Genomic DNA, 23,888 nt, shown 5'->3' with positions numbered 1-23,888 from the left:
ATGAAAAATGAACATAGGGGGATTTAAATAAGGGATGGGCAAAAACCCCAACTATGATTGTATGAAGTATATAATAGAAAAGGGAGAACTTGAATGAGGAAACCAAAAGTAACTGTTTTTATCTTTTTACTGAGCATATCACTATTCCTATTAAGTGGTTGCTCTACAGACACAAAACTATTAGAAAAACCAATAGGAGATTATTTGTCCGAAAACTACGGGATAAAGAATGGGGATTTTAAAATTCTTTCTGCTGATAGTGGGTTTGGAGCTTCTAATCAACAGACTTACGTGGAAATAAAAAAACCATACCGCACTCTTGCTTATTTACTTGTAGACAAAGAGTCACATGAAATAGTTAAAAATGGAAGCGATGATGTTTTTCTAGAAATATTCAAAGGCGCTTATGTTGAACAACATCGTGATGTTTTGAAACAATCCGATAAGATGATAAAAAAGTATAACTTATTAAGTGAATTCTCCTATAATAAAAAGAAACCAAATTTCTATTACTATTTAGATATACATATAGATAAACAACAAGAAAAGGAATTAATTGAAAATTTCAAACGCAATCAAAAAATAAACACTGACAACATAATGAAAATGTTAAAAGATAGTAAACCTATAGATCATGCTAATTATACAGGAGTTATCAATTTTAATTACTATTACAATACTTACAAAAATAGTGAAACTGTTCCCAATGCTCAAAGTATTATGGATGATTTCGAAAAGAGCCACGTGCTAACAGAGGGCATTTATAAGATAGCTGTTGTGACCATGTATTCTAGCCCTAATGAAACAACCATAGGAGGAACGGATAGTCGTAATAATAATGTTATGTTTACCGTGGATAAACAAGGGAAATTCGAAATATTAAAAACAACTGTAGATTCTTGATAAAATACGTCAATTGTTGTGTTTTAAAAAAGGCGTGACTTCCCACTAGGAAGAGGGGGCACTGAAAAAGTCCTCATAGTTTAAAAAGTGAAACCGACTTATGAGCAGCCCTTTCCTTTTTGAGTATACAAAAAAAATCGCCTATTCATCTTTAAAGAAATAAAAAAACCAGCTATATTATGCAAGGTTCTGGTGCAAAAATAGAATAAAAGATAATAAAGCGCATAGATTCCTAACGGAATCATATCTTATGTTGCAAGTCCAAACAATTGATGGATGAATTCTTTCTGATTTTGGACAGACTGATCCTGTAAATCAACCTGTTCTTTTTTAATCATATGCATGGCTTCTACTCCAGAAAGAATGGATGTAGCTGTGTCAAAACATTTGAATCCTAGCATAGAGCGTACTCGTTTCTTAATAAAACGATGATCTTGTTCCACAATGTTATTCAGATATTTTATCTGCCTGATTTGGATGCCTAGTGGCATCTTTTTTTCTTCCTTCAATTTTTCTATGGCTATTGGATAAGCTGGATTTTTATCAACTGTAATCACACGAAGTTTAGAGGCATGGAAAGACCGCAAAGCTTTCTTGAAGAATCGCTTTGCAGCCTTTTGGTCTCTTGTTTTGCTTAGATAAAAATCGATTGTGTTTCCTTTCGAATCAACAGCACGGTACAGGTACATCCATTGCCCTTTAACTTTGATATATGTTTCATCGACTCTCCAAGAGTCATTGGTTTGCTTGAGGTGACGACGAATTCGTTTGTCCAATTCAGGACCATACTGATGAACCCAACGCATAATCGTGGTATGAGAAATAGATAAGCCCCGTTCCTCCATCATTTCCACCAAATCACGAAAGCTTAGGTTGTACCGTAGGTATCATCTTACCGTTAATAAGATAATATCAGTCTGATAGTGCTTCCATTTAAACGGATTTTCCTTTTCCATACTGATCACGCACCTTTTTTAGAGTTATACTATCAGTATGTCCAAGATTAGGAGATTACTTGCAAGGATTTTGGAGTTTTTGCACCAGAACCACCACTTTAATTTAAATAATTTATATTGAACTCCCATTCAAGTATTATTTTTCCTAATGAATAATTGGTATATTCTGTCTTACTCCACCTTTTCGGGGGATGGGCAAAAACACCCATATAGTGTCTCATTATCAGTAGAAAGAAAAAAGCGGATCCGTACTCTCAAAAGGAATCCAATCTCTCTTTTTCTATAACTATATTTTTATATGGGGTAGCACCCCATCGCTATCAAGCTAAAAAGGACGGGTTACCTCAAAACAATAAAAACGAGCATAATACACAAAATTTTCGTTTTGGGGTATTTCAAAATTTTAAGTTGATGGGCATGTGCCGTACCCCTATTAAAGTGGAAGTTTCTCAAACGAAACTTTAATATATATAATTAATATACTATTCATATTAAAAAATTGAAAAGAGGTGGCACTTTGAACAAATGGGCTATATTATCTTTATTGTGTGTACCCTACGCTCTTTTAACTATAATAAATGAGGATACATTAGAGATAGGTGGATCAGCAAATATCTTTTGGAAAATTGGTTTATTTGCACCACTTATAGGCGTTTTATTTTCAGCTGGAGCCAGTAAGACTTACCAACGCGTTATGCTTGCAATATTTAATTTAGGTTACTATTTTGGGCTTTACATCTATATGCTATACACTTTTTAAAATACTCTTTTTATATTCGTTTTGTAAAAATATATTTAGGGGAGAAAACAATGAAAAAGAAAATATACTATTTATCAATAATTTTCACAAGTCTTGTTTTTTTATTTTTATTTATAAAAGCATTAGGATTTATCTTCTGGATAAATGGTGCACCAATAGACAAATGGGTAGCTTGGGTTGGTTTATTTGCTATTCCGATTTTCATCTACTACTCTTTTCCAGGACAAAATTTTAAAAAAACACAAAAAACGGTAACCATAATTATCATAATAGTTCAAATAATATGGCTAAAATGGGCTATTAATCAGTCCAAATATTATGTATATGTTAACAGTAATAACATTCTCCCATCTCCATATATAATTCAGGAGACTCCAAATTCAGATATTCCTATTTCTCTTGGCCAAAGGCTTTTAACTGACTATACATTTTATAAATCAATTAATTCATATCTATATGTAAAAGAAAATGTCACAGAAAGTGATCGAGGCATTGTTGATTGGATAAAACATTTTGATAGCAAAATAAAAGAAGAAAAAGACGGGCGCATCTATATAGAGACTTATAAGGGAAAATTATTTTTCAAGTAAATTGTAAAAGGGAGAACTCAATGTGAAATCTCCCTTTTACGACTCTCAATCGCTATAGGATAGACCGGATTTTTGTCTACTGTAATCACACTGGGTTTTGGAACATGAAAAGATTGCAAAGCTTTCTTAAAAAAAAGCCATTGATAATAGCTATTATTTTTGGAAAAACAACTTACAAAAAAGATAATTATAAAAAGTCGATTCCTTATCTCAAATAAGGAATCGACTTTCAAATAAATCATATACTCGTTCTGGTGTCGATATGTATTTATTACAAATTACCTTTAACTTTTCCAACGATCTCGTTTATCGTATTTCGATCTAGCTTGTCACTAATTTCGAATAGCTCACGATCTCCTACTAATTGTACGCCTACGATGTCGTTGCGGTCTTTACCGTATTGCACTTCAATAATAGATCCGCGCTCTATTTGTTTCCAAATGTAACCAGCTTCATCTTTATTGTCTAAAGTAATACAGTCCTCAATGTTTTCATTGATTCCAATTAACATATTATCGTCAATATACCCAATCTCGTATTGTTGACGCTCTTTCGCTTTGCCGCTTACTAAAATACCCGCACGACCATATGAGTAATCCCAATAGTCTGCTTTCGGCTCTTGTGCCTCAGCTTTTTCAGTAGTGCCACAACCGGTAATAAGACCAATTGGCATAACTGTAATTAATACTACTCTAGTAAATTTCTTTATCATCTAAAACCAACCTTACATGTTTAAGTGAAAATTCCATTTATTCCCTCATTAAAGGATAACATGATACTACGGGGAAAGCAAAACGAAAAAATGAGCTGACTTCTCAAAATAACTAACTATAGAGAAAGAAAATTTTCATTTAGGGGGTACTTCAAAATCTTAGTTTGATGGCAATGCGATTTTACTTCCGCCTGCTAAAAAACATTCGTAATGATTGTTAATATTTGTTAACATTAAACAAGAAGTGCTTGTGAAGGATAACATTCCTTTCATAATAGTGCTTTTTGTTTTTTGATTTATTTTATAAGGATAAGAGGGAAGATATATGCGTTCTAAGAAGTACAACACCATAGCATCAAGCTGTCTAATTTTGTTTCTTGTTTGTTGGATCCTGCTATCTACATATGGTAAATACAATTATACTGTTGGTGATTTCACCCCAGCTGATGTGAAATTAACCGTTGGACTGGATATTTTACAGATGACTCTCCTTTTTATGTCTTTGGTCTTCGGCTTGATAGCATATGCTTTACAAGACGAAGGAGGCTACTCAGGGATTAATATTATAATATCCCTCGCTTTGTTTGTTTTAACAGGTATGAGTGATATTTTAACAATTTACATACTGGTTACTGAGCCTGTCCATTTACAAATGTTATTTAAGTAATAATCTTACTTGAGCTTGAATTACCTTACCGACATGAAGAAATAGAAGTACTATAAATGTACAGAGATAATAAAGTTGTTTTAAAAATACCGGTCATTTTATTCAGTAATTGGGCCAGATTATGGAGTGATTTTATTAATTGTTTCGTTAAGAATGTAAAGAAGTGGACTTTAGCCAACGTGGCAGTTTAGTTGAATGGGAATGTTATAATATTATTAAAATTTTAGAAATGTAGGGTAAAAAAATGAAGAGTATTAAAAGATTGATTCAAGTTATCTTAGTAAGTACACCAATCCTAATTCTTAGTGGATGTTTCTCTAGTTTCTCTAAAGATGATCTGAATCAACCAATACAAGAATATTTAAAAACAAACTATGGAATACAAGATGAGTTTTCTGTTATTCGGACAGATAATAATTGGTTTAATGGGATTGACCATCATACTTATGTAGAAATGAAAAAGCCATATCGTACTTATCCGTACCTAACGATTGAAAGAGATACTTTGAAAATTTTAGAAGATCATAGTGATGATATCTATCTCGAACAATTCAAGGGCGCATATATTGAGCAACATCCAGAAGTAGTTCAAGTGATGAAACAAGTCATAAAAAAATATGGGATAATAAAATATCCTGATAAAGCAGACCCAGAAGAAAATGGTCCTATTCGTATATTTCCTTATGACAACATTGAGTTTAATATAAATAATTCTCAAGAGCTACTTGATGATTTTAAAAAGACTCAAAAAATTGATACTACTGGACTATTACCTACATTAATACCAAGTGATCCCAAAAGTGAGAAATATAATAGTAGGCATGAAGGTGTGGTGAATTTTCTATTTAGATTCGATATGAATAAAAATAAACATCCTATTCCAAAGGCCAAAGATCTAATTGAGGACTTCCAAAAAAGTGGGGTATTAACAAAGGGGATATACAACATAGATATGTTTGTAGATGATTCAAATCCAGATCATTTTGTTGGATGGGAATATAATAACGTGGCTTTGTTTGAAGTCGATGAAAATGGTAAATATACCGTAATTGCTACTCCTAATTATGATGATATACGTGACACTTATTTTTATGGTGATTACGCAGCTAAAAAAAATATAGAATAGAATTTTAGGTTGAATTATCCCAAAGTCCAATCGCTTATTTAATTGTGTAGACGAAATAATTATTTTCCCTAAAAAATATTGGGGACTTAAGGGGATAGAATGAATCTTCTTCAACAATTGGACGCTATTTTTGAATAAACCTTAGATTTTCAAACGACTTTATTGTTATATTTTTGAGTACAGTTAAGTATCTTATATCGAAAATTAAAAAACTATATTTTAACCCCGTCCTAAATTTAGAACGGGGTTATGCTTGTTTTAGGTTTAAAAATTTAATAGCTTTGTTGTCTTTTTACAATAAAGGGTACCGCCCACATGCCCATCAACTTATGAAAAATAAACGCCAAAACGAAAAAAATTAGCTGACTTCTCAAAGTAACTACCTATAAGGGGGCACCATATCATTTAATGTTAAGACTTGTAGCGCTTAACCATAAATACACATAAAAAGAAACCAGGCGGTAGTGAATATCAAAAACATTACGGAAAAGTGTATATTAGGAACCAACAATTTTGCGTGATCTTTATTTTTTTTCAATGCCATAGTTGAAGAAATAATGGCGATAACTAATGGGAGCATTAAGGCATAAATTATATATGTAAGATCACGTCCAGTATCTAAATATGGTTCACCAGGGTGAATATAAATAAGTTCATAATGATAAGTAAAATAAATATACAAAGCTATACAAAATATGAAATTTGCTCCTACGGCAACCCCAAAAGTTGTATTGTTTAATCTTTTCATCTGTCTACTCCTTTAAGTAATCCCTTCCTAATATTACAGCAAATAAGAAAATTTTACATCGTAATATTATGTTAAATTCAAATAAAAAAGGGTTCAGTCGAGATGCGTGTAATTTAAGGTTATGGGCTATATTTTATTTCCATTATCAGATTTCGGTGTAACAAAAAGCTGTTTTACTAATAATGTTACGAATTATTTTTGATACAGTATTTTGTTACAGCTAGTTCAACAATTAGGATATTTCATATTTTCAAACACAAAACGTAACAAAAACGAACGCGTTTATGTTACAAATGTCTCCGAAAAATAACGTCTGGAAAAAAATGTATCGCTATGACCTATTTTTACACGTATCTCGGCTGTACCCCACATACGTCTCACGAGCTTCTTCAACTTGTTCTTGTAACGGTGTAGGCATATAAATTTCCTCCTAATAAAAATGTGTTTTGTAATAGTATATACAAACGCCTAACATGTGTTAAAAACGCTAGATAGTTAATTATAGGTAGAATTATTAGTTCTATAAAAAATATAGAAAGTTATATGAATCATATAGTATCAAAAAACGTTTTAATTATTTGAAAAATCTTCACCCTAAATTTATGCGAACTTCACATACAGCACAAATTGAAATTATATTATGTATATGTACTAAATAAATAAAATTTTATAACATTGCTGTTTTTAAATAATGAAAATCCAATTATTCCTATATAAGGGTCTTAATTGTATGTTAGAGATATCATTTTATGTAGAAGCAGTTATAAATAAAAAGGAATTTAAATAAAAGGGGAATGTCTTATGACAACACATACGAGCGAGATAAAAAAAAGTTTAGTAACTGAAGAAGATGTGGATATTTTAAAAATAATGGCGCATCCAATACGATTGCAAATCGTAAATGAATTAAGTGCACGCAAAACTTGTAATGTAACACAATTAACAGAAATATTAAATATTCCTCAATCGACTGTTTCGCAGCATTTATCAAAAATGAAAGGTAAAGTGTTAAGAGCTGAGAGAAGAGGGTTAGAAATTTATTATTACATTAATAATTTAAAAGCAAGCAAGATTGTTAGTGTTTTAGGATACATAAATTAATGAAGTGTTGTTATACAAAATAGCCTCTGCTGTTAAGCAGGGGCCATTTTGTATTGTTTTATTTATTTGCATTTAAAATTTTATAGTTTTTATGATTTACAATTGTTCGGTCAAATTCAAAAGTACCACCGCTCACATCTGTAACTTCAACTAAGACCGATTCAGTGTATAGTTTTAGTACAGATCCTGTAATCTTTAAGTTACTTCGTTGAAATAGTATAGTATCCCCTACGTTTGCTTTCATAGTACCTCCTTATAAAAGACAGAAATGTTTGTTTATTATATATATTAAACCACGTATAGATATATTAGTGAATGTTTAGTTTTATTTATCAATAAAATATTTTTTTGTTTAATAAACTGAAAGTGCAACATTATGTAAATAGATTATATATTTTCTATTTTTATGTACGAAATTGGAAATACAAAAAGAGTGGGATTTTTGAGCACAAGCCTTGTAACGAAAAGAAAGTTTATAAGGCAATTAAATGACTTGTATCAAGGAGTGCGGGCGTAACATGTTACAAAGCTGGAGAGTTAAAAAGAATATGGTGTTTTTTTGTTTGTATAGGATAATCAAAATTTTGAAGTCCAGCCATGGTGTAACTGGGCACATAACTTTTTATAAAAGAGGATATGAAAACACACATAAGTCGTATTGATGTAAAACATTATAAAAGCTGCTACGTATTTAACATGTAGTTTTTTGTATTTCATCCGTCGTTTTCTGTAACTGATTCCATATTTTTGACGCTCTATCTTGTAAGTGCTTACATAAGCGGAAACATCCTATACAATGAAGTTGTTAAATCGAATGAGGTGGCGAAAATGAAAATAAAAAAAGCATATTTAGAGAATAGCATTGAAATAGAAAGAGGAGGCGGAATGATATGAAAAAATCAACTGTTAATCCATGGCTTGTTGTCCTTGGCACGGTCATAGTACAAATGGGGCTTGGAACGATATATACATGGAGTTTATTCAATCAGCCTTTAGTTAGTAAATACGGTTGGAGTCTAAACGCTGTTGCAATAACTTTCTCAATTACTAGTCTTTCCTTAGCATTTTCAACTTTATTTGCGAGTAAATTGCAAGAAAAATGGGGACTTCGTAAACTTATTATGATAGCTGGACTAGCGTTAGGACTAGGATTAATACTTAGTTCACAAGCTTCTTCATTAATATTGCTTTATGTACTAGCAGGAGTTGTTGTAGGTTACGCGGATGGTACAGCATATATTACTTCACTATCCAATTTAATAAAGTGGTTTCCAGAGCGTAAAGGTTTAATTGCTGGTATTTCTGTCTCTGCATATGGTTCGGGTAGCTTAATCTTTAAATACATTAACGCACAGTTGATTGAATCAGTTGGTGTATCACAAGCGTTTATATACTGGGGTTTAATTGTTACAGCTATGATTGTAATTGGCGCTTGTTTAATCCATCAAGCTGCAGATCAAGGAGCAGTTCATGAAACAAAAACTCAGGAATATACAACGAAAGAAATGTTAGGCACAAAACAAGTATACTTATTATTTATTATGTTATTTACATCATGTATGAGTGGCTTATACTTAATTGGTATGGTAAAAGACATTGGTGTTCAACTTGTAGGGCTTAGCGCAGCGACAGCAGCTAATGCGGTGGCTATGGTTGCAATCTTCAATACATTAGGTCGTATTATTCTAGGACCGTTATCAGATAAAATCGGCCGTTTAAAAATCGTTACTGGTACTTTTGTTGTTATGGCGGCTTCAGTTTTAGTTCTAAGTTTCGTAGATTTAAATTATGGTATCTACTTCGTATGTGTAGCAAGTGTAGCGTTTTGCTTTGGTGGAAATATCACTATTTTCCCGGCTATTGTTGGTGATTTCTTCGGTATGAAAAATCATAGTAAAAATTACGGAATCGTGTATCAAGGATTTGGATTTGGAGCGCTTGCTGGTTCCTTTATCGGTGCAATTCTAGGTGGATTTAAACCAACTTTCATGGTTATCGGCGTATTATGTGTCGTGTCATTTATTATCGCAATTTTAATTCAAGCACCTAAACAGAAAAAAGAACAAGAAGAAGAGTATCGCAGCGTAGCATAAGTGTATAAATCTTCTATAGCACTATGATCACGAAAAAGCATCCTATTAAATAGGGTGCTTTTTTATGAGTTATTTTAACAAGGTTAAATTACTTTTGGAATTTTTTTAGGTGTAAAAGTGAGTGAAATATCCATTTGGATTATATTGGAATATAATAAATCGATATATCGTATTCGAAATATGTAATAAATCTTAAATAATAAAGAAGACATTCATTGGTATTTGCAATATATATTTTCAGAAAAATATTGAGAAAATATATACTTGAGTTTTTCATAAAGCATTTTAAAAGAAGGTATATACAGTTTATTTTCTTCAATTTTAAAAAGAGGAGTTTGAATTTAATTTATAATGTAAGTACTTTTAATGCTTTTAGATATGATTTTATTAAGAGGCATTAAAATGTTTTATCTGAAAAATAAAAAAAGATTGACAAGTTTATTGAGAAACATTATCATTTCGTTGTAAGAATATTAAATGAAAAACATTATCAGTAAATATTATTTTGATGAAAAGTACACTTGACCAATTAGTTTAGTAAGTGTATTATTTTTTACATCAATAATGATAATCATTATCATTAATTGTTTAATTAAATTAATTTTCAAATGAAAGGATAGAGGAAATGAATTTAGGGGAATTTGATGGGAAGACCGTTATAGTAACAGGTGCAGCCCAAGGTATAGGTAGTGTTGTAGCAAAAATGTTTTTAGAAAGAGGAGCTACAGTTATTGCAGTTGATCAAAATGAAGAAGTGCTAAATATGTTATTAAATCATTGTGCATCATATGAAACACATATGAAGACATTTCATTTAGATGTGAGTGATAGCACTGCTGTTGAAGAGGTAGTAAACCGAATTGAAAATGACATAGCACCGATAGATATATTAGTAAATGTTGCAGGGGTTTTACGTATGGGAGCGATTCACTCTTTAAGTGATGAAGATTGGAATAAAACATTCTCTGTAAATACTACAGGAGTTTTCTATATGTCCCGAGCGGTAAGTAAACGCATGATGGTAAGAAAATCAGGGGCAATTGTTACAGTTGGCTCAAATGCGGCGAATACTCCGAGAATGGAAATGGCTGCGTATGCTGCATCAAAAGCTGCAACGACCATGTTCATGAAATGTTTAGGATTAGAGCTTGCAGCATACAATATTCGCTGCAACTTAGTTTCTCCAGGTTCTACTGAAACTGAAATGCAAAGATTATTATGGGCTGATGAGAATGGAGCTAAAAATATAATTGCTGGTTCTCAAAATACATATAGACTCGGTATACCGTTACAAAAAATTGCACAACCTTCAGAAATTGCTGAAGCAGTATTGTTTTTAGCTTCTGATAAAGCGAGTCATATTACAATGCACAATTTATGTGTCGATGGCGGAGCTACATTAGGAGTTTAATAAAGTGAAACTTTAATTAGTGGGGGTTTTGTTCATCCCCCACTGATTATTAGTTGAACCAATCGGGCTTTTACGGGCAGTTGATCCCCACCTAACTTCTTTGCTTCCGCTGAATTTTGAGGTGCGGATCTTACTGCCCGTTAATGCGGGATAAAAAATTCAGGAGGTTTTCATACTATGAATGAACTTACAGCCGTAAAGGAACTGTCAGAAAAATTATTAGAAGATTATAAAACTGAATCTTCGTTCTTTTTCGCTTCACCAACTCGAACGATATTGACAGAAGGAGAGTTTACTACAGTAAAACATCATGAAATTGAAAGTTTTCCAGAACTTGTACAAGCGGTATTAAGTAATGCAAAACAAGCCGGAAATCCGAATCCTATCGTTGTTGGTGCTTTGCCTTTTGATCGTAGAAAAGAAGTTCAACTTATTGTACCGGAATATTGGAGAATTACTGAGCGTTTACAGTTGGAGACAACAAATGAGATAAAACGAAATGAGAAACTGACATTTGAAATGACACCGGTTCCAGCTCCTGAAGTTTATATGAATGGTGTGAAGCAAGGGATTGAAAAAATTCAGGACGGAGATTTAAATAAAATCGTTCTATCTAGATCGTTGGATGTTAAATCTTCAGAGAAGATTGATAAACAAAAACTACTTCGCGAATTAGCAGAACATAATAAGCACGGTTATACATTTGCTGTGAATTTACCGAAAGATGAAAACGAGAAAAGTAAGACATTAATTGGAGCAAGCCCTGAATTGCTTGTTTCACGTAGTGGTATGCAAGTCGTTTCTAATCCATTAGCTGGTTCAAGACCAAGAAGTGACGATCCAGCTGAAGATAAAAGAAGAGCAGAGGAATTACTCTCTTCACCAAAAGATTTACATGAACATGCGGTAGTAGTTGAAGCGGTTGCTGCTGCACTTCGTCCGTACTGTCATACATTGCATGTGCCAGAAAAACCATCAGTTATTCATAGTGAAGCAATGTGGCATTTGTCTACAGAAGTGAAAGGTGAACTTAAGGATCCGAATACTACTTCTTTACAATTAGCAATTGCTCTTCATCCTACGCCAGCAGTTTGCGGAACTCCAATGGAAGAAGCAAGAGAGGCTATTCAAAAAATTGAGCCATTTGACCGTGAATTCTTTACAGGAATGTTAGGGTGGAGCGATCTAAATGGAGATGGCGAATGGATTGTTACAATTCGTTGTGCTGAAGTGCAAGAGAATACACTTCGTTTATATGCAGGAGCTGGAGTTGTTGCTGAGTCAAAACCAGAAGATGAGCTAGCAGAAACGTCAGCTAAATTCCAAACGATGCTGAAGGCTTTAGGATTAAGAGATAATTCATTGAATGAAAAATAGGGGGAAGAAAGAATGTTAACAGGTTATACGGAATGGCCAAAAGAATTTACCGATCGTTACCGAGGAGAAGGGTGTTGGCTTGGTGAAACATTTGGCGGAGTGTTAAGAGAACGTGCTGAAAAATATGGAGATCAGATTGCAGTTGTAAGCGGTAATACGCATATAACGTATAGTGAATTTGATAAAAAGGTAGATCGCTTAGCTTCAGGTTTACTGAATTTAGGAATAAAGAAAGAAGACCGTGTTGTAATCCAGTTACCTAATATTATAGAGTTTTTCGAAATATGTTTTGCGCTATTTCGAATTGGAGCGCTTCCTGTTTTTGCACTACCTTCACATCGAAGCAGTGAAATTAGTTATTTTTGCGAGTTTGGTGAGGCGAGTGCTTACGTTATTTCAGATAAGGCTCTTGGCTTTGATTACAGAAAACTAGCAAGAGAAGTAAAAGAAAAAGTGCCTACTTTACAACATGTAATTGTAGTGGGAGAAGAAGAAGAATTTGTGAACATAAATGAACTTTATATGGATCCAGTTCTATTACCAGACGTTCAGCCAAGTGATGTTGCATTTCTCCAATTATCAGGAGGAACAACAGGACTTTCTAAATTAATTCCTAGAACACATGATGACTATATTTATAGTTTACGTGTTAGCGTTGAAATTTGTAATTTGAATGCAGAAAGTGTCTATATGGCAGTTCTTCCAGTAGCACACAATTACCCGATGAGTTCCCCAGGGACATTTGGAACTTTCTATGCGGGTGGAAAAGTAGTGCTGGCAACTGGAGGGAGTCCAGATGAGGCATTTGCACTTATAGAAAAAGAAAAAGTTACGATTACCGCTCTCGTTCCACCATTAGCAATGATATGGCTTGATGCTGCATCTTCTCGTAATGACGATTTATCAAGCCTAGAGGTTATTCAAGTAGGCGGTGCGAAATTTAGTGCCGAAGTTGCAAAGCGCATTCGCCCTACATTTGGATGTACGTTACAGCAAGTGTTTGGTATGGCAGAAGGGTTAGTAAATTACACAAGACTAAATGACCCTGAAGAAATCATTATTCATACACAAGGTAGACCGATGTCTACATTCGATGAAGTAAGGGTTGTTGATGAAAATGATAACGATGTAAAACCTGGTGAAGTAGGAAGTTTATTAACACGAGGTCCATATACAATTCGTGGTTATTATAAAGCAGAAGAGCATAATGCACGATCATTTACAAAGGATGGATTTTATCGCACAGGTGATCTTGTAAAAGTAAATGGACAAGGTTACATCATTGTAGAAGGAAGAGACAAAGATCAAATTAATCGTGGTGGTGAGAAGGTTGCTGCGGAAGAGGTTGAAAATCATCTATTAGCACATGATGCAGTACATGATGTAGCAATTGTATCTATGCCTGACGATTATTTAGGAGAACGTACTTGCGCTTTTGTTATAGCTCGTGGACAAGCTCCAACTGTAAGTGAATTAAAAACGTTTTTAAGAGAACGCGGTATAGCGGCTTATAAGATTCCAGATCGAATTGAATTTATTGAATCATTCCCGCAAACAGGTGTTGGAAAAGTAAGCAAAAAAGAATTACGTAAAGTAATTACTGAAAAACTTATTACAGTAAAACGATAAAAAACTATTAAAATCGGAAGGAAGTGATTAGATGGCTATCCCATCTATTTCAGTATATAAAATGCCAATTGAATCAGAACTACCAAAAAATAAAGTGAATTGGACGCCAGATCCGAAACGTGCGGTTCTTCTAATCCATGACATGCAAGAATATTTTCTTGATGCATATAGCGATAAAGAATCGCCAAAAGTAGAACTAATTTCAAATATTAAGGTGATAAGAGAAAGATGTAAGGAACTTGGCATACCAGTTGTTTATACAGCACAGCCTGGTGGACAAACGTTAGAACAACGAGGGTTATTACAAGACTTTTGGGGTGATGGTATTCCCGCTGGACCGGATAAAAAGAAAATTGTCGATGAACTTACTCCTGATGAGGATGATATATTCCTAACAAAATGGAGATATAGTGCATTTAAAAAGACGAATCTATTAGAAATTTTAAATGAACAAGGACGAGATCAACTTATTATTTGCGGTATTTATGCGCATATTGGCTGCCTTTTAACAGCTTGTGAAGCATTTATGGATGGTATAGAGCCATTTTTTGTAGCAGATGGAGTAGCTGATTTTTCACTAGAGCATCATAAACAAGCATTGCAGTATGCATCTAATAGATGTGCAGTAACGACATCAACAAACTTAATATTAAAAGATTTACAAAGTGTAAAAGGTGATGAGAGTAAAGGGATCACTTTACAGGAAGTGCACGAACTAGTTGCACAACTACTTCGTGAGCCAGTAGAGAGTATTAAAGTTGATGAAGATTTATTAAATAGAGGACTTGATTCGGTCAGAATTATGAGTTTAGTAGAGAAGTGGCGTCGCGAAGGGAAAGAAATCACTTTTGCAGATTTAGCAGAACGTCCAACTGTTGCCGATTGGTACAGTTTACTATCTTCACAAGCAGCACAGGTGTTGTAACAAATAGACTACATAATAAAGGGGTAGTAAAGAATGTCTAATTGTCAAAAGACTCGTCATTCGTTATCGTCTGCACAATCTGGTATGTGGTTTGCGCAGCAATTAGATCCGCTTAATCCGATTTATAATACTGGGGAATATGTAGAAATAAACGGAACGATTAATCAAGAAATTTTCGAGTTAGCTGTACGTAAAGTTATAACGGAAGCAGAGGCACTTCATGTTCGTTTCGAAGAGGATGAAATTGGCCCATGGCAAGTTATTGAGGGATCGTCAAAGTTTTATATGCATTTTATTGACGTCCGTAAAGAAGAAAATCCTGAAGAAGCTGCCAAGGTATGGATGAAAAATGATTTATCCATACCGGTAAATTTAAAAGAAGATAAATTATTTACTGAAGCACTTATTCAAGTTGAAAATAATCGTTTCTTTTGGTATCAGCGCATCCATCACATTGTGATGGATGGCTATGGGTTTTCACTTCTTAGCCAAAAGGTAGCCAATGAGTATACATCACTTATAGAAGAAACAAATAAGAATGAAAAGCAATTTGGCTCTCTTGCAAAAATTGTACAAGAAGATAATGAGTATCGTGGATCTAAACAATTTCAGGAAGATCGTACTTTTTGGTTAGAGAAGTTTGCAGATGAACCGGAAGTTGTAAGTTTGGCAGAACGAGCGCCGAGAACATCAAATGGATTTTTACGAGAAACCGCTTATTTATCAAATGCTAATACGAAAACTTTACTAGAAGATATTAATATTCCGTTAACGAGTTGGCCCGAATTTATTGTAGCCGTAACAAGTATTTATATGCATAAATTAACAGGTGCAAATGATATTGTTTTAGGTTTACCGATGATGGGGCGTCTTGGTTCTGTATCTATTCATACACCGAGCATGGTAATGAATTTAGTACCACTTCGTCTCACTGTAACTCCAAATATAACTCTTGCGGAATTCATACAGCAAGTTTCTAAAGAAATTCGAGATGTACGTCGTCATCATAAATACCGTCATGAGGAATTAAGAAGAGACTTAAAGTTACTAGGTGAAAATCAAAGGTTATTTGGACCGTTAGTGAATGTTATGCCTTTTGATTATGGGTTTAACTTTGCTGGAAATCGTGGTATTACACATAATTTATCAGCAGGACCTGTCGATGATTTATCGATAAATGTATATAAGCGCTTCGATGAAAATGAGTTAATGATTCATTTTGATGCGAATCCGGAAGTTTATAGCGATACGGAACTAGCATTGCATAAAGAAAGATTTATGAATCTATTAGAATTAGTGATAAATAATTATCATAAAGACGAGCCAATTGGAAAAATAAACATTACTCTTCCTGAAGAAAATCATAAAATTTTAATGGAATGGAATGAAACGAAGAAAGCTGAAGAGCTAATTAATCTACCTATATTATTTGAAAAACAAGTACAAAAAAATCCAAATAAAATAGCAGTTACTTGTAACGGGAAAAAACTTACGTATAAAGAGCTAAATGAACGAGCGAATGAATTAGCAACCTATTTAGTAGAAGAAGGAATACAAGCAAATCAGTTTGTAGCCTTAGTATTTCCAAGATCAATAGAAATGGTAGTTAGTATGCTAGCAGTTCTAAAGGCTGGTGCAGCGTATTTACCGATAGATCCAGAATATCCAGCCGAGCGAATTCATTATATAGTAAATGATGCAAATCCAGTTTGTATCATAACACATTCATCTGTTTCATCTACTTTAGTTATAGAAAATGATATTAAAAAAATCATATTAGATAGCGAAGAAACGAAAATAGCGTTAAAAACATATTCTCATATGAATATACCATTTAAAAATGATGAATCACTTTTAAACCCAGCGTATACAATTTACACTTCAGGATCAACCGGAAATCCAAAAGGTGTAATTGTTACTATGAAAGGTTTAAGTAACTTCTTATTAGCTATGAAAGATATGTTTTCATTAAATGAAAACGATCATTTATTAGCAGTTACAACGTTTGCGTTTGATATTTCTGCTCTAGAAATTTATTTACCTCTTATTAGTGGTGCAAGTTTAACAATTGCACAAAAAGAGGTAATCCAAGAGCCTTCTGCGTTAACCACATTGTTACAAGAAGAAAGAGCGACAATTATGCAAGCTACACCGACGTTGTGGCAGGCGTTAGTAAATGAATATCCAGAGAGGATACAAGGGCTAAACGTACTCGTTGGCGGTGAAGCTCTTCCGGCACATTTAGCAAATACATTAAAAGAATTAGGTTGCTCTATAACTAACTTATATGGACCAACTGAAACGACTATTTGGTCTACTTTCATGAACATTGATGACAGTGAAAATGGTATACCTCCTATTGGAAGACCAATTTGGAATACAGAAGTGTACGTTTTGGATGCAGGGTTACAACCTGTTCCACCTGAAGTTATCGGTGAATTATATATTGCAGGGGAAGGGCTAGCGAGCGGATATTTAGGAAAACCTGAGTTAACAGCTGAACGGTTTGTTGCAAATCCTTATGGAAAACCAGGGAAGCGTATGTACCGCACAGGTGATCTTGTGAAATGGCGTAACGATGGTGTGCTAGAGTACGTGAGCCGAGCAGATCATCAAATTAAAATTCGTGGTTTCCGAATTGAATTAGCTGAAATAGAAATGGTATTACAACGACATGAAAATGTTCAACAAGCGGTAGTAATGGTACGAGAAGATCATCCAAATGATAAACGGATTATTGCGTATATCGTTGCTGAAGAGAAGGAAACGATTCATCTTGCAGAAATTCGCTCTTATGTTTCAGAAAGTTTAGCGAATTATATGGTACCATCAGCATTTATTGTGCTAGAAGAATTACCGTTAACACCAAATGGTAAGGTTGATAGAAAGAAATTACCTGCTCCTGATTTTAATGGAATGAACAATGAGAGAGTTGCTAGAAATCCGAAAGAAGAAATACTATGTGATTTATTTGCAGAAGTACTTGGTGTTTCGCGAATTAGCATTGATGATAATTTCTTTGAAATGGGTGGCCATTCGCTTCTTGCATCTCGTCTAATGGTAAGAATTCGTGAAACGTTAAGTGTGGAATTAGGAATTGGAAAACTATTTGAATCGCCAACAGTTGCTGAATTAGCGAAACAATTGGATCGTGCAAGAAGCGCAAGGCCAGCTATTAAGAAAGTAAGTAGACCAAATGAAGTTCCACTTTCATTTGCACAGCGTAGGTTATGGTTCTTAAATTGTTTAGAAGGTCCAAGTCCTACTTATAATATTCCGTTAGTCATTCGTATGTTTGGAAAATTGAACGAGGAAGCACTGCAAGGTGCCTTTTATGATGTAGTGAAGAAACATGAAACACTAAGAACAATTTTCCCTAACGTATTAGGTAGTTCCTATCAGAAAATTTTAGATATGAAAAACTTAAATCTAGAAATGATTATAACAAAAACATGTAAAGATGAATTAGAAAGTATGCTTTCAGAGGCGGTAAGACATAGCTTTAATCTTGATGTTGAGCCAGCAGTTCGTTTACAACTTTTTAAAGTGAGTGACAACGAACATGTTTTACTAATTCTTTTACATCATATTGTAGGAGATGGATGGTCATTACAACCGTTAACGAGAGACTTTACAGCGGCTTATAAAGCACGATGTAAAGGTGACAAAGTTCAGCTGGAGGCACTTCCAGTACAATACGCAGATTATTCACTTTGGCAACAGCAATTACTAGGTGACGAAACGACACCAGAAAGTCTTATTTCAACACAATTAGACTTTTGGAAAGAGGCACTACAAGGTTTACCAGATCAAATGGAGTTGCCTACAGATTATCAGCGTCCAGTGGAAACGAGTTATCGCGGGGAAACAATTCATTTTTATATAGATGAAGGTATGCATAGTAGGTTAGTAGAGCTTGGTCGTAAAAATGGAGTTAGTTTGTTTATGGTGCTGCAAGCGGGACTTAGTGCACTATTTACAAGATTAGGTGCTGGAACCGATATACCAATTGGAAGTCCGATTGCCGGAAGAAATGACGATGCGCTATCAAATATAGTAGGTTTATTTGTAAATACATTAGTGTTACGTACAAATACATCAGGAGATCCAAGTTTTAAAGAATTATTAAATAGAGTAAAGCAGGTAAATCTTGCAGCTTATGAAAATCAAGATGTTCCATTTGAACGACTCGTTGAAGTGTTAAACCCAGTACGTACCCGAAATAGTCATCCGCTGTTTCAAGTTATGTTAGCTTTCCAAAATACGCCTGAAGCGACGTTTGATGTCCCGGATTTAGAAGCGAGCCTTGAAATTCAAAGTGTTGGTTCTGCAAAATTTGATTTAACATTTGAAATTAGCGAGAGTAATGGAGTTGATGCTACTCCAAACGGCTTACACGGATTGTTAGAGTTTAGTACCGATTTATATAAACGTGAAACGGTTCAAAAAATAATAGAACGATTCATTCTATTATTAGATGATGCAGCGAAACATCCGGATCAATCAATTGGTAGATTAGAAATATTAACTTTAGCAGAGCGAAATACAGTTTTAGAAAAGTGGAATGGTGGTTTTCAAATTGTGCCTGAAATGACATTGCCACAATTATTTGAAAAGCAGGCTCATGTAAATCCAAATTCTATTGCTGTCGTCTTTGAAGGTGAAAAGCTAACTTATGAAGAGTTAAATAGAAAAGCGAATAAAATAGCTCGTTCGTTAATAGCAAAAGGAATCGGTCCTGATCAACTCGTTGCTTTAGCGATGCCGAGATCTTTAAATATGGTTGTGAGTTTACTTGCGGTTCTTAAAGCAGGAGCAGGTTATCTTCCATTAGATCCAGAGTACCCGTCAGATCGTATTTCATTTATGCTTCACGATGCGAAACCATCATGTGTTTTAACAAATTTAGATGTGGAAATTGAATGTGATGAGGCACTAAAGATTTTAGTTGATGATGTGAACGTAATAGAAGAAATTGAGAAATATAGTGAAGACAATATTGATGAAATGGAGCGTATGAAGCCGTTATCTCCTTCACATATTGCTTACGTTATTTATACGTCAGGCTCAACAGGTAGACCGAAAGGGGTTATGATACCTCATCAAAATGTAGTAAGACTTTTAGGAGCAACTGATCATTGGTTCCAATTTGACGCAGACGATGTGTGGACGATGTTCCATTCATACGCTTTTGATTTCTCGGTTTGGGAAATTTGGGGACCTTTATTATATGGAGGGCGTTTAGTTGTAGTACCACATACTGTAAGTCGCTCGCCGAAAGAATTTTTACAGCTTCTTGTTAAGGAAAAGGTTACAGTTTTAAACCAAACTCCATCAGCGTTCTATCAATTGATGCAAGCAGATCGTGAAAATGAAAAGATTGGTCAAAAATTATCTTTACGATATGTTGTTTTTGGCGGAGAAGCACTTGAACTAAGTCGATTAGAGGATTGGTATAGTCGCCATCCTCATAACGCACCGAAACTTATTAATATGTACGGTATAACGGAGACGACGGTACATGTTAGTTATATTGAGTTAGATGAGAGTATCGTTTCTTTACGAGCAAATAGTTTAATCGGGTGCAGTATACCAGATCTTAAAGTATACGTATTAGATAACTATTTACAACCAGTGCCACCAGGAGTAGTTGGAGAAATGTATGTTGCAGGTGCTGGACTAGCTCGTGGATATTTAGGAAGAGCTGGATTAACTGCTGAACGATTTATCGCAGATCCATTTGGTAAACCTGGTACAAGAATGTATCGTACAGGAGACTTAGCTCGCTGGCGTCAAGACGGGACGTTAGATTATATAGGACGTGCAGATCATCAAATTAAAATTCGTGGATTCCGAATTGAATTAGGGGAAATAGAAGCGGTCATAATGAAACACGATAAAGTTGAACAAGTAGCCGTTATTGTCCGAGAAGATCAACCAGGGGATAAACGATTAGTTGCTTATATCGTCGCATCAAATAATGAAACGATTGATACGAATGAAATGCGTCAGCATGCTGGAGGTAGTTTGCCAGATTATATGGTTCCATACGCTTTTGTAGTAGTAAATGAGTTACCTTTAACTCCAAACGGTAAATTAGATAGAAAGGCATTGCCAGCTCCAGAATTTATTGCATCATCTTCTAGCCGCGGACCGAGAACACCGCAAGAAGAAATGTTATGTGACTTGTTTACAGAAGTTTTAAGTGTGTCTCAAATTGGAATTGACGACGGATTCTTTGATCTTGGTGGTCATTCACTTCTTGCAGTGCAGCTTATGAGTCGTATTAAAGAGGCACTTGGAGCTGAACTGAATATCGGAACTTTATTTGCAGCACCTACTGTTGCAGGTCTTGCTGAAAGACTTGAAATGGGAAATGGGCAAAGTGCACTTGATGTGTTACTTCCATTACGAGCAAGCGGAGACCAATTACCACTATTTTGTGTACACCCAGCAGGTGGATTAAGTTGGTGCTATGCAGGACTTATGAAATCTTTAGGAACAAATTATCCAATCTATGGTGTACAAGCGCGTGGTATCGCTAAAAATGAAGAACTTCCAAAAAGCTTAGAGGAAATGGCGGCGGATTATTTAAAACATGTTCGTGAAGTACAGCCTCACGGACCATATCGTTTGCTTGGTTGGTCGCTTGGAGGAAATGTTGTTCATGCAATGGCGGCGCAACTACAAAATGAAGGAGAAGAAGTAGAATTACTCGTTATGCTCGATTCTTATCCTGGTCACTTCTTACCGAATACGGAAGCGCCTACTGAAGAAGAAGCGTTAATCGCATTACTTGCTTTAGGTGGATATGATCCAGATAACATGGAGGGTAAACCACTTACTCTGGAAAGTGCGGTTGCAATACTTCGTAAAGATGGAAGTGCATTAGCAAGTCTTGAAGAAGAGACTATTTTGAACTTGAAAGAAACATATGTAAATTCGGTAGGGTTGTTAGGAAAATACGTACCGAAAGTTTATAACGGGGATATTTTATTCTTTAGATCTACTGTTATACCAGACTGGTTTGATCCTATTTCTCCAAATACATGGCTAAATTATTTAGATGGAGATATCGTGCAATATGATATTAATTGTAGACATAAGGATTTATGTCAGCCAGGGCCGCTTACAGAAATTGGACAAGTGCTAGCGAAATATTTGCAGAATAAGAAAGGGGTAAGTAGAGTATGACGAATCCATTTGAAAATGATAATTACACATATAAAGTATTAATGAATGAGGAGGGCCAGTATTCTCTCTGGCCAGCCTTTCTCGATGTACCTATTGGATGGAATGTCGTACATGAAGAAGCTAGCAGACAAGTTTGCTTAGAATATGTTGAATGTAACTGGAAAGATTTGAATCCAAAAAGTAATCAAGTTAGCGAAAAAACATTAGTAGGAAAACGATAATGAAAGCAAAAATAAATCCAAAAGTAGTTGTAAGCATCGTTTATATAACAGCGATGTTTATGGCTGCGATGGATGCAACGATTGTGAATGTAGCACTGCAAACGATAAGCAAAGAACTGCAAGTGCCCGCATCTGCAATGGGAACAGTAAATGTTGGGTATTTAGTTAGTTTAGCTGTTTTCCTTCCGATTTCTGGTTGGTTAGGAGATCGCTTTGGTACGAAAAGAGTATTTTTAATTGCTCTTTTCGTATTTACAATTGCCTCTGCTTTATGCGGAATGGCTAACGATATTACTTCATTAAATATTTTCCGTATCATTCAAGGTGCTGGTGGAGGGCTTTTAACACCGGTCGGAATGGCGATGTTATTCCGAACATTTTCACCAGAGGAAAGACCGAAGATTTCCCGGTTCATTGTACTTCCAATTGCTGTAGCACCAGCAATTGGTCCTATCATCGGTGGTTTCTTTGTAGATCAAATGTCTTGGCGTTGGGCATTTTATATTAATCTACCGTTTGGAATCGTTGCATTGCTCTTTGGACTTCTATTTTTAGCAGAGCATGTTGAAAAATCAGCTGGTTGCTTTGATTCGCTCGGCTTTATTTTATCAGCACCAGGATTTGCGATGCTCATATATGCACTCAGCCAAGGACCATCAAAAGGGTGGATTTCTCCAGAAATTATGAGTACTGGGGTAGCTGGGGGTGTATTCATTACATTGTTTATAATCGTAGAACTGAAAGTAAAGCAACCGATGTTAGATTTACGCTTATTAAAAGAACCAGTTTTTAGAAAAATGAGTCTCATATCCTTGTTTTCATCTGCTGGTTTACTAGGAATGTTATTTGTTTTTCCGCTTATGTATCAAAATGTAATCGGAGTTTCCGCGCTGGAATCAGGTCTTACGACATTCCCAGAGGCGATTGGATTAATGATTTCTTCACAGATTACGCCATGGTCATATAAGAAATTAGGAGCCCGAAAGGTAATCTCAATTGGATTAATAAGTACAGCGGTTATATTTGTTTTATTAAGTTTTGTAAATCACGATACGAATCCATGGCAAATACGGGCACTATTGTTTGGCATAGGTATTTTCTTAGGTCAATCTGTCGGTGCAGTTCAATTTTCTGCATTTAACAATATCACACCACCTTCTATGGGGAGAGCAACTACTATATTCAATGTGCAAAATCGATTAGGATCTGCAATAGGAGTTGCTGTTTTAGCTAGTATACTATCTGGATTTGGAAGTAATAGTGTACAAAATGATGCTCCAGCCGATTTCTTGCCATATCAAGCAGCATTAATTGGATCGGCAATATTTTTACTTCTAGCATTACTATTTTCTTTACGTATTTCTGATAAAGAAGTAATGTCAAAGAAGAATAAAAAGCCGTTATCTGTATTACAAAAAGAGAAAGAAGTTGTAAATGAATAAGTTGTAGCATGTTAATACTCTTTTGAAATAAAG

17 protein-coding genes and 2 pseudogenes are annotated in these 23,888 nt (G+C 34.7%); 14 read left to right on the top strand and 5 right to left on the bottom strand.

The window, feature by feature from the left end; all coding sequences use genetic code 11:
* Window positions 1-93 precede the first annotated feature (93 nt).
* The gene (locus tag JDS80_RS20495; RefSeq protein ID WP_098009479.1) at window positions 94-903 is read left to right on the top strand and encodes a hypothetical protein; all 810 of its coding nucleotides are present in this window, start codon (window positions 94-96) and stop codon (window positions 901-903) included.
* 248 nt (window positions 904-1,151) lie between these two features.
* On the opposite strand, the pseudogene JDS80_RS20490 reads toward JDS80_RS20495, so the two are convergent.
* A pseudogene (locus tag JDS80_RS20490) lies at window positions 1,152-1,859 on the bottom strand (IS6 family transposase).
* A gap of 517 nt (window positions 1,860-2,376) precedes the next feature.
* Here JDS80_RS20490 and JDS80_RS20485 point away from each other — a divergent pair.
* Window positions 2,377-2,619 carry a hypothetical protein gene (locus JDS80_RS20485; RefSeq protein WP_001045664.1) on the top strand — a complete coding sequence of 81 codons (243 nt, stop codon included), beginning with the start codon at window positions 2,377-2,379 and terminating at the stop codon, window positions 2,617-2,619.
* Window positions 2,620-2,669: 50 nt separating this feature from the next.
* Window positions 2,670-3,209: a hypothetical protein gene (locus JDS80_RS20480; RefSeq protein WP_098009481.1), complete on the top strand. Its 540-nt coding sequence runs from the start codon at window positions 2,670-2,672 to the stop codon at window positions 3,207-3,209.
* A 29-nt stretch (window positions 3,210-3,238) separates the two neighbouring features.
* Here JDS80_RS20480 and JDS80_RS20475 read toward each other — a convergent pair.
* Together JDS80_RS20475 and JDS80_RS20470 are read right to left on the bottom strand one after the other, a co-directional pair.
* Window positions 3,239-3,343, bottom strand: a pseudogene (locus JDS80_RS20475) (IS6 family transposase); the annotation flags it as partial.
* A 137-nt stretch (window positions 3,344-3,480) separates the two neighbouring features.
* The gene (locus tag JDS80_RS20470; protein ID WP_000591648.1) at window positions 3,481-3,921 is read right to left on the bottom strand and encodes a hypothetical protein; all 441 of its coding nucleotides are present in this window, start codon (window positions 3,919-3,921) and stop codon (window positions 3,481-3,483) included.
* Window positions 3,922-4,246: 325 nt separating this feature from the next.
* On the opposite strand from JDS80_RS20470, the gene JDS80_RS20465 reads away from it, so the two are divergent.
* Together JDS80_RS20465 and JDS80_RS20460 are read left to right on the top strand one after the other, a co-directional pair.
* Window positions 4,247-4,588, top strand: coding sequence for a hypothetical protein (locus JDS80_RS20465; RefSeq protein WP_001256767.1), 342 nt, complete (start codon window positions 4,247-4,249; stop codon window positions 4,586-4,588).
* A gap of 244 nt (window positions 4,589-4,832) precedes the next feature.
* The gene (locus JDS80_RS20460) at window positions 4,833-5,714 is read left to right on the top strand and encodes a hypothetical protein (RefSeq protein WP_000835999.1); all 882 of its coding nucleotides are present in this window, start codon (window positions 4,833-4,835) and stop codon (window positions 5,712-5,714) included.
* A 427-nt stretch (window positions 5,715-6,141) separates the two neighbouring features.
* Here JDS80_RS20460 and JDS80_RS20455 read toward each other — a convergent pair whose 3' ends face one another.
* Window positions 6,142-6,462: a hypothetical protein gene (locus JDS80_RS20455; protein WP_098009483.1), complete on the bottom strand. Its 321-nt coding sequence runs from the start codon at window positions 6,460-6,462 to the stop codon at window positions 6,142-6,144.
* Between the two features lie 801 nt (window positions 6,463-7,263).
* On the opposite strand from JDS80_RS20455, the gene JDS80_RS20450 reads away from it, so the two are divergent.
* Window positions 7,264-7,563: an ArsR/SmtB family transcription factor gene (locus JDS80_RS20450; protein ID WP_071745534.1), complete on the top strand. Its 300-nt coding sequence runs from the start codon at window positions 7,264-7,266 to the stop codon at window positions 7,561-7,563.
* A gap of 58 nt (window positions 7,564-7,621) precedes the next feature.
* Here the strand turns inward: JDS80_RS20450 and JDS80_RS20445 are convergent, their stop codons facing one another.
* The gene (locus tag JDS80_RS20445) at window positions 7,622-7,807 is read right to left on the bottom strand and encodes a YkvS family protein (RefSeq protein ID WP_000646796.1); all 186 of its coding nucleotides are present in this window, start codon (window positions 7,805-7,807) and stop codon (window positions 7,622-7,624) included.
* Between the two features lie 646 nt (window positions 7,808-8,453).
* On the opposite strand from JDS80_RS20445, the gene JDS80_RS20440 reads away from it, so the two are divergent.
* The 8 genes from JDS80_RS20440 to JDS80_RS20405 all read left to right on the top strand — a co-directional run bounded on the left by JDS80_RS20440 (window position 8,454) and on the right by JDS80_RS20405 (window position 23,855).
* Window positions 8,454-9,656, top strand: coding sequence for an L-lactate MFS transporter (locus tag JDS80_RS20440; RefSeq protein ID WP_071745535.1), 1,203 nt, complete (start codon window positions 8,454-8,456; stop codon window positions 9,654-9,656).
* Between the two features lie 625 nt (window positions 9,657-10,281).
* Window positions 10,282-11,067, top strand: a complete 786-nt coding sequence (gene dhbA, locus JDS80_RS20435; protein WP_071771414.1) for a 2,3-dihydro-2,3-dihydroxybenzoate dehydrogenase — start codon at window positions 10,282-10,284, stop codon at window positions 11,065-11,067.
* Window positions 11,068-11,244: 177 nt separating this feature from the next.
* On the top strand, window positions 11,245-12,444 hold the full coding sequence (gene dhbC, locus JDS80_RS20430; RefSeq protein WP_098889913.1) for an isochorismate synthase DhbC: 1,200 nt from the start codon (window positions 11,245-11,247) through the stop codon (window positions 12,442-12,444).
* Between the two features lie 12 nt (window positions 12,445-12,456).
* Window positions 12,457-14,073 carry a (2,3-dihydroxybenzoyl)adenylate synthase gene (locus JDS80_RS20425; protein ID WP_199639867.1) on the top strand — a complete coding sequence of 539 codons (1,617 nt, stop codon included), beginning with the start codon at window positions 12,457-12,459 and terminating at the stop codon, window positions 14,071-14,073.
* Window positions 14,074-14,104: 31 nt separating this feature from the next.
* Window positions 14,105-14,998: an isochorismatase family protein gene (locus JDS80_RS20420; RefSeq protein WP_098889915.1), complete on the top strand. Its 894-nt coding sequence runs from the start codon at window positions 14,105-14,107 to the stop codon at window positions 14,996-14,998.
* 33 nt (window positions 14,999-15,031) lie between these two features.
* On the top strand, window positions 15,032-22,192 hold the full coding sequence (locus JDS80_RS20415) for an amino acid adenylation domain-containing protein (protein ID WP_199639866.1): 7,161 nt from the start codon (window positions 15,032-15,034) through the stop codon (window positions 22,190-22,192).
* On the top strand, window positions 22,189-22,413 hold the full coding sequence (locus JDS80_RS20410; RefSeq protein WP_071745541.1) for an MbtH family protein: 225 nt from the start codon (window positions 22,189-22,191) through the stop codon (window positions 22,411-22,413). Before JDS80_RS20415 ends, JDS80_RS20410 begins: the two co-directional genes overlap by 4 nt.
* Window positions 22,413-23,855: an MDR family MFS transporter gene (locus tag JDS80_RS20405; RefSeq protein ID WP_199639865.1), complete on the top strand. Its 1,443-nt coding sequence runs from the start codon at window positions 22,413-22,415 to the stop codon at window positions 23,853-23,855. Before JDS80_RS20410 ends, JDS80_RS20405 begins: the two co-directional genes overlap by 1 nt.
* The last annotated feature ends 33 nt before the right edge of the window (window positions 23,856-23,888 follow it).

Source organism: Bacillus cereus group sp. N8 (genome assembly GCF_016483685.1).
GTDB classification, from domain to species: domain Bacteria; phylum Bacillota; class Bacilli; order Bacillales; family Bacillaceae_G; genus Bacillus_A; species Bacillus_A proteolyticus.
Note: the sequence above shows the minus strand (reverse complement) of the source record. Positions and strands in the feature narration are given on the sequence as shown.

Bases quoted from the DNA above. Each gene is read 5' to 3' on its own strand.
- JDS80_RS20495 (WP_098009479.1), top strand. From the start codon at position 94: ATGAGGAAACCAAAAGTAACTGTTTTTATCTTTTTACTGAGCATATCA.
- JDS80_RS20480 (WP_098009481.1), top strand. From the start codon at position 2,670: ATGAAAAAGAAAATATACTATTTATCAATAATTTTCACAAGTCTTGTT.
- JDS80_RS20470 (WP_000591648.1), bottom strand. From the start codon at position 3,921: ATGATAAAGAAATTTACTAGAGTAGTATTAATTACAGTTATGCCAATT.
- JDS80_RS20465 (WP_001256767.1), top strand. From the start codon at position 4,247: ATGCGTTCTAAGAAGTACAACACCATAGCATCAAGCTGTCTAATTTTG.
- JDS80_RS20460 (WP_000835999.1), top strand. From the start codon at position 4,833: ATGAAGAGTATTAAAAGATTGATTCAAGTTATCTTAGTAAGTACACCA.
- JDS80_RS20455 (WP_098009483.1), bottom strand. From the start codon at position 6,462: ATGAAAAGATTAAACAATACAACTTTTGGGGTTGCCGTAGGAGCAAAT.
- JDS80_RS20450 (WP_071745534.1), top strand. From the start codon at position 7,264: ATGACAACACATACGAGCGAGATAAAAAAAAGTTTAGTAACTGAAGAA.
- JDS80_RS20445 (WP_000646796.1), bottom strand. From the start codon at position 7,807: ATGAAAGCAAACGTAGGGGATACTATACTATTTCAACGAAGTAACTTA.
- JDS80_RS20440 (WP_071745535.1), top strand. From the start codon at position 8,454: ATGAAAAAATCAACTGTTAATCCATGGCTTGTTGTCCTTGGCACGGTC.
- dhbA (WP_071771414.1), top strand. From the start codon at position 10,282: ATGAATTTAGGGGAATTTGATGGGAAGACCGTTATAGTAACAGGTGCA.
- dhbC (WP_098889913.1), top strand. From the start codon at position 11,245: ATGAATGAACTTACAGCCGTAAAGGAACTGTCAGAAAAATTATTAGAA.
- JDS80_RS20425 (WP_199639867.1), top strand. From the start codon at position 12,457: ATGTTAACAGGTTATACGGAATGGCCAAAAGAATTTACCGATCGTTAC.
- JDS80_RS20420 (WP_098889915.1), top strand. From the start codon at position 14,105: ATGGCTATCCCATCTATTTCAGTATATAAAATGCCAATTGAATCAGAA.
- JDS80_RS20415 (WP_199639866.1), top strand. From the start codon at position 15,032: ATGTCTAATTGTCAAAAGACTCGTCATTCGTTATCGTCTGCACAATCT.
- JDS80_RS20410 (WP_071745541.1), top strand. From the start codon at position 22,189: ATGACGAATCCATTTGAAAATGATAATTACACATATAAAGTATTAATG.
- JDS80_RS20405 (WP_199639865.1), top strand. From the start codon at position 22,413: ATGAAAGCAAAAATAAATCCAAAAGTAGTTGTAAGCATCGTTTATATA.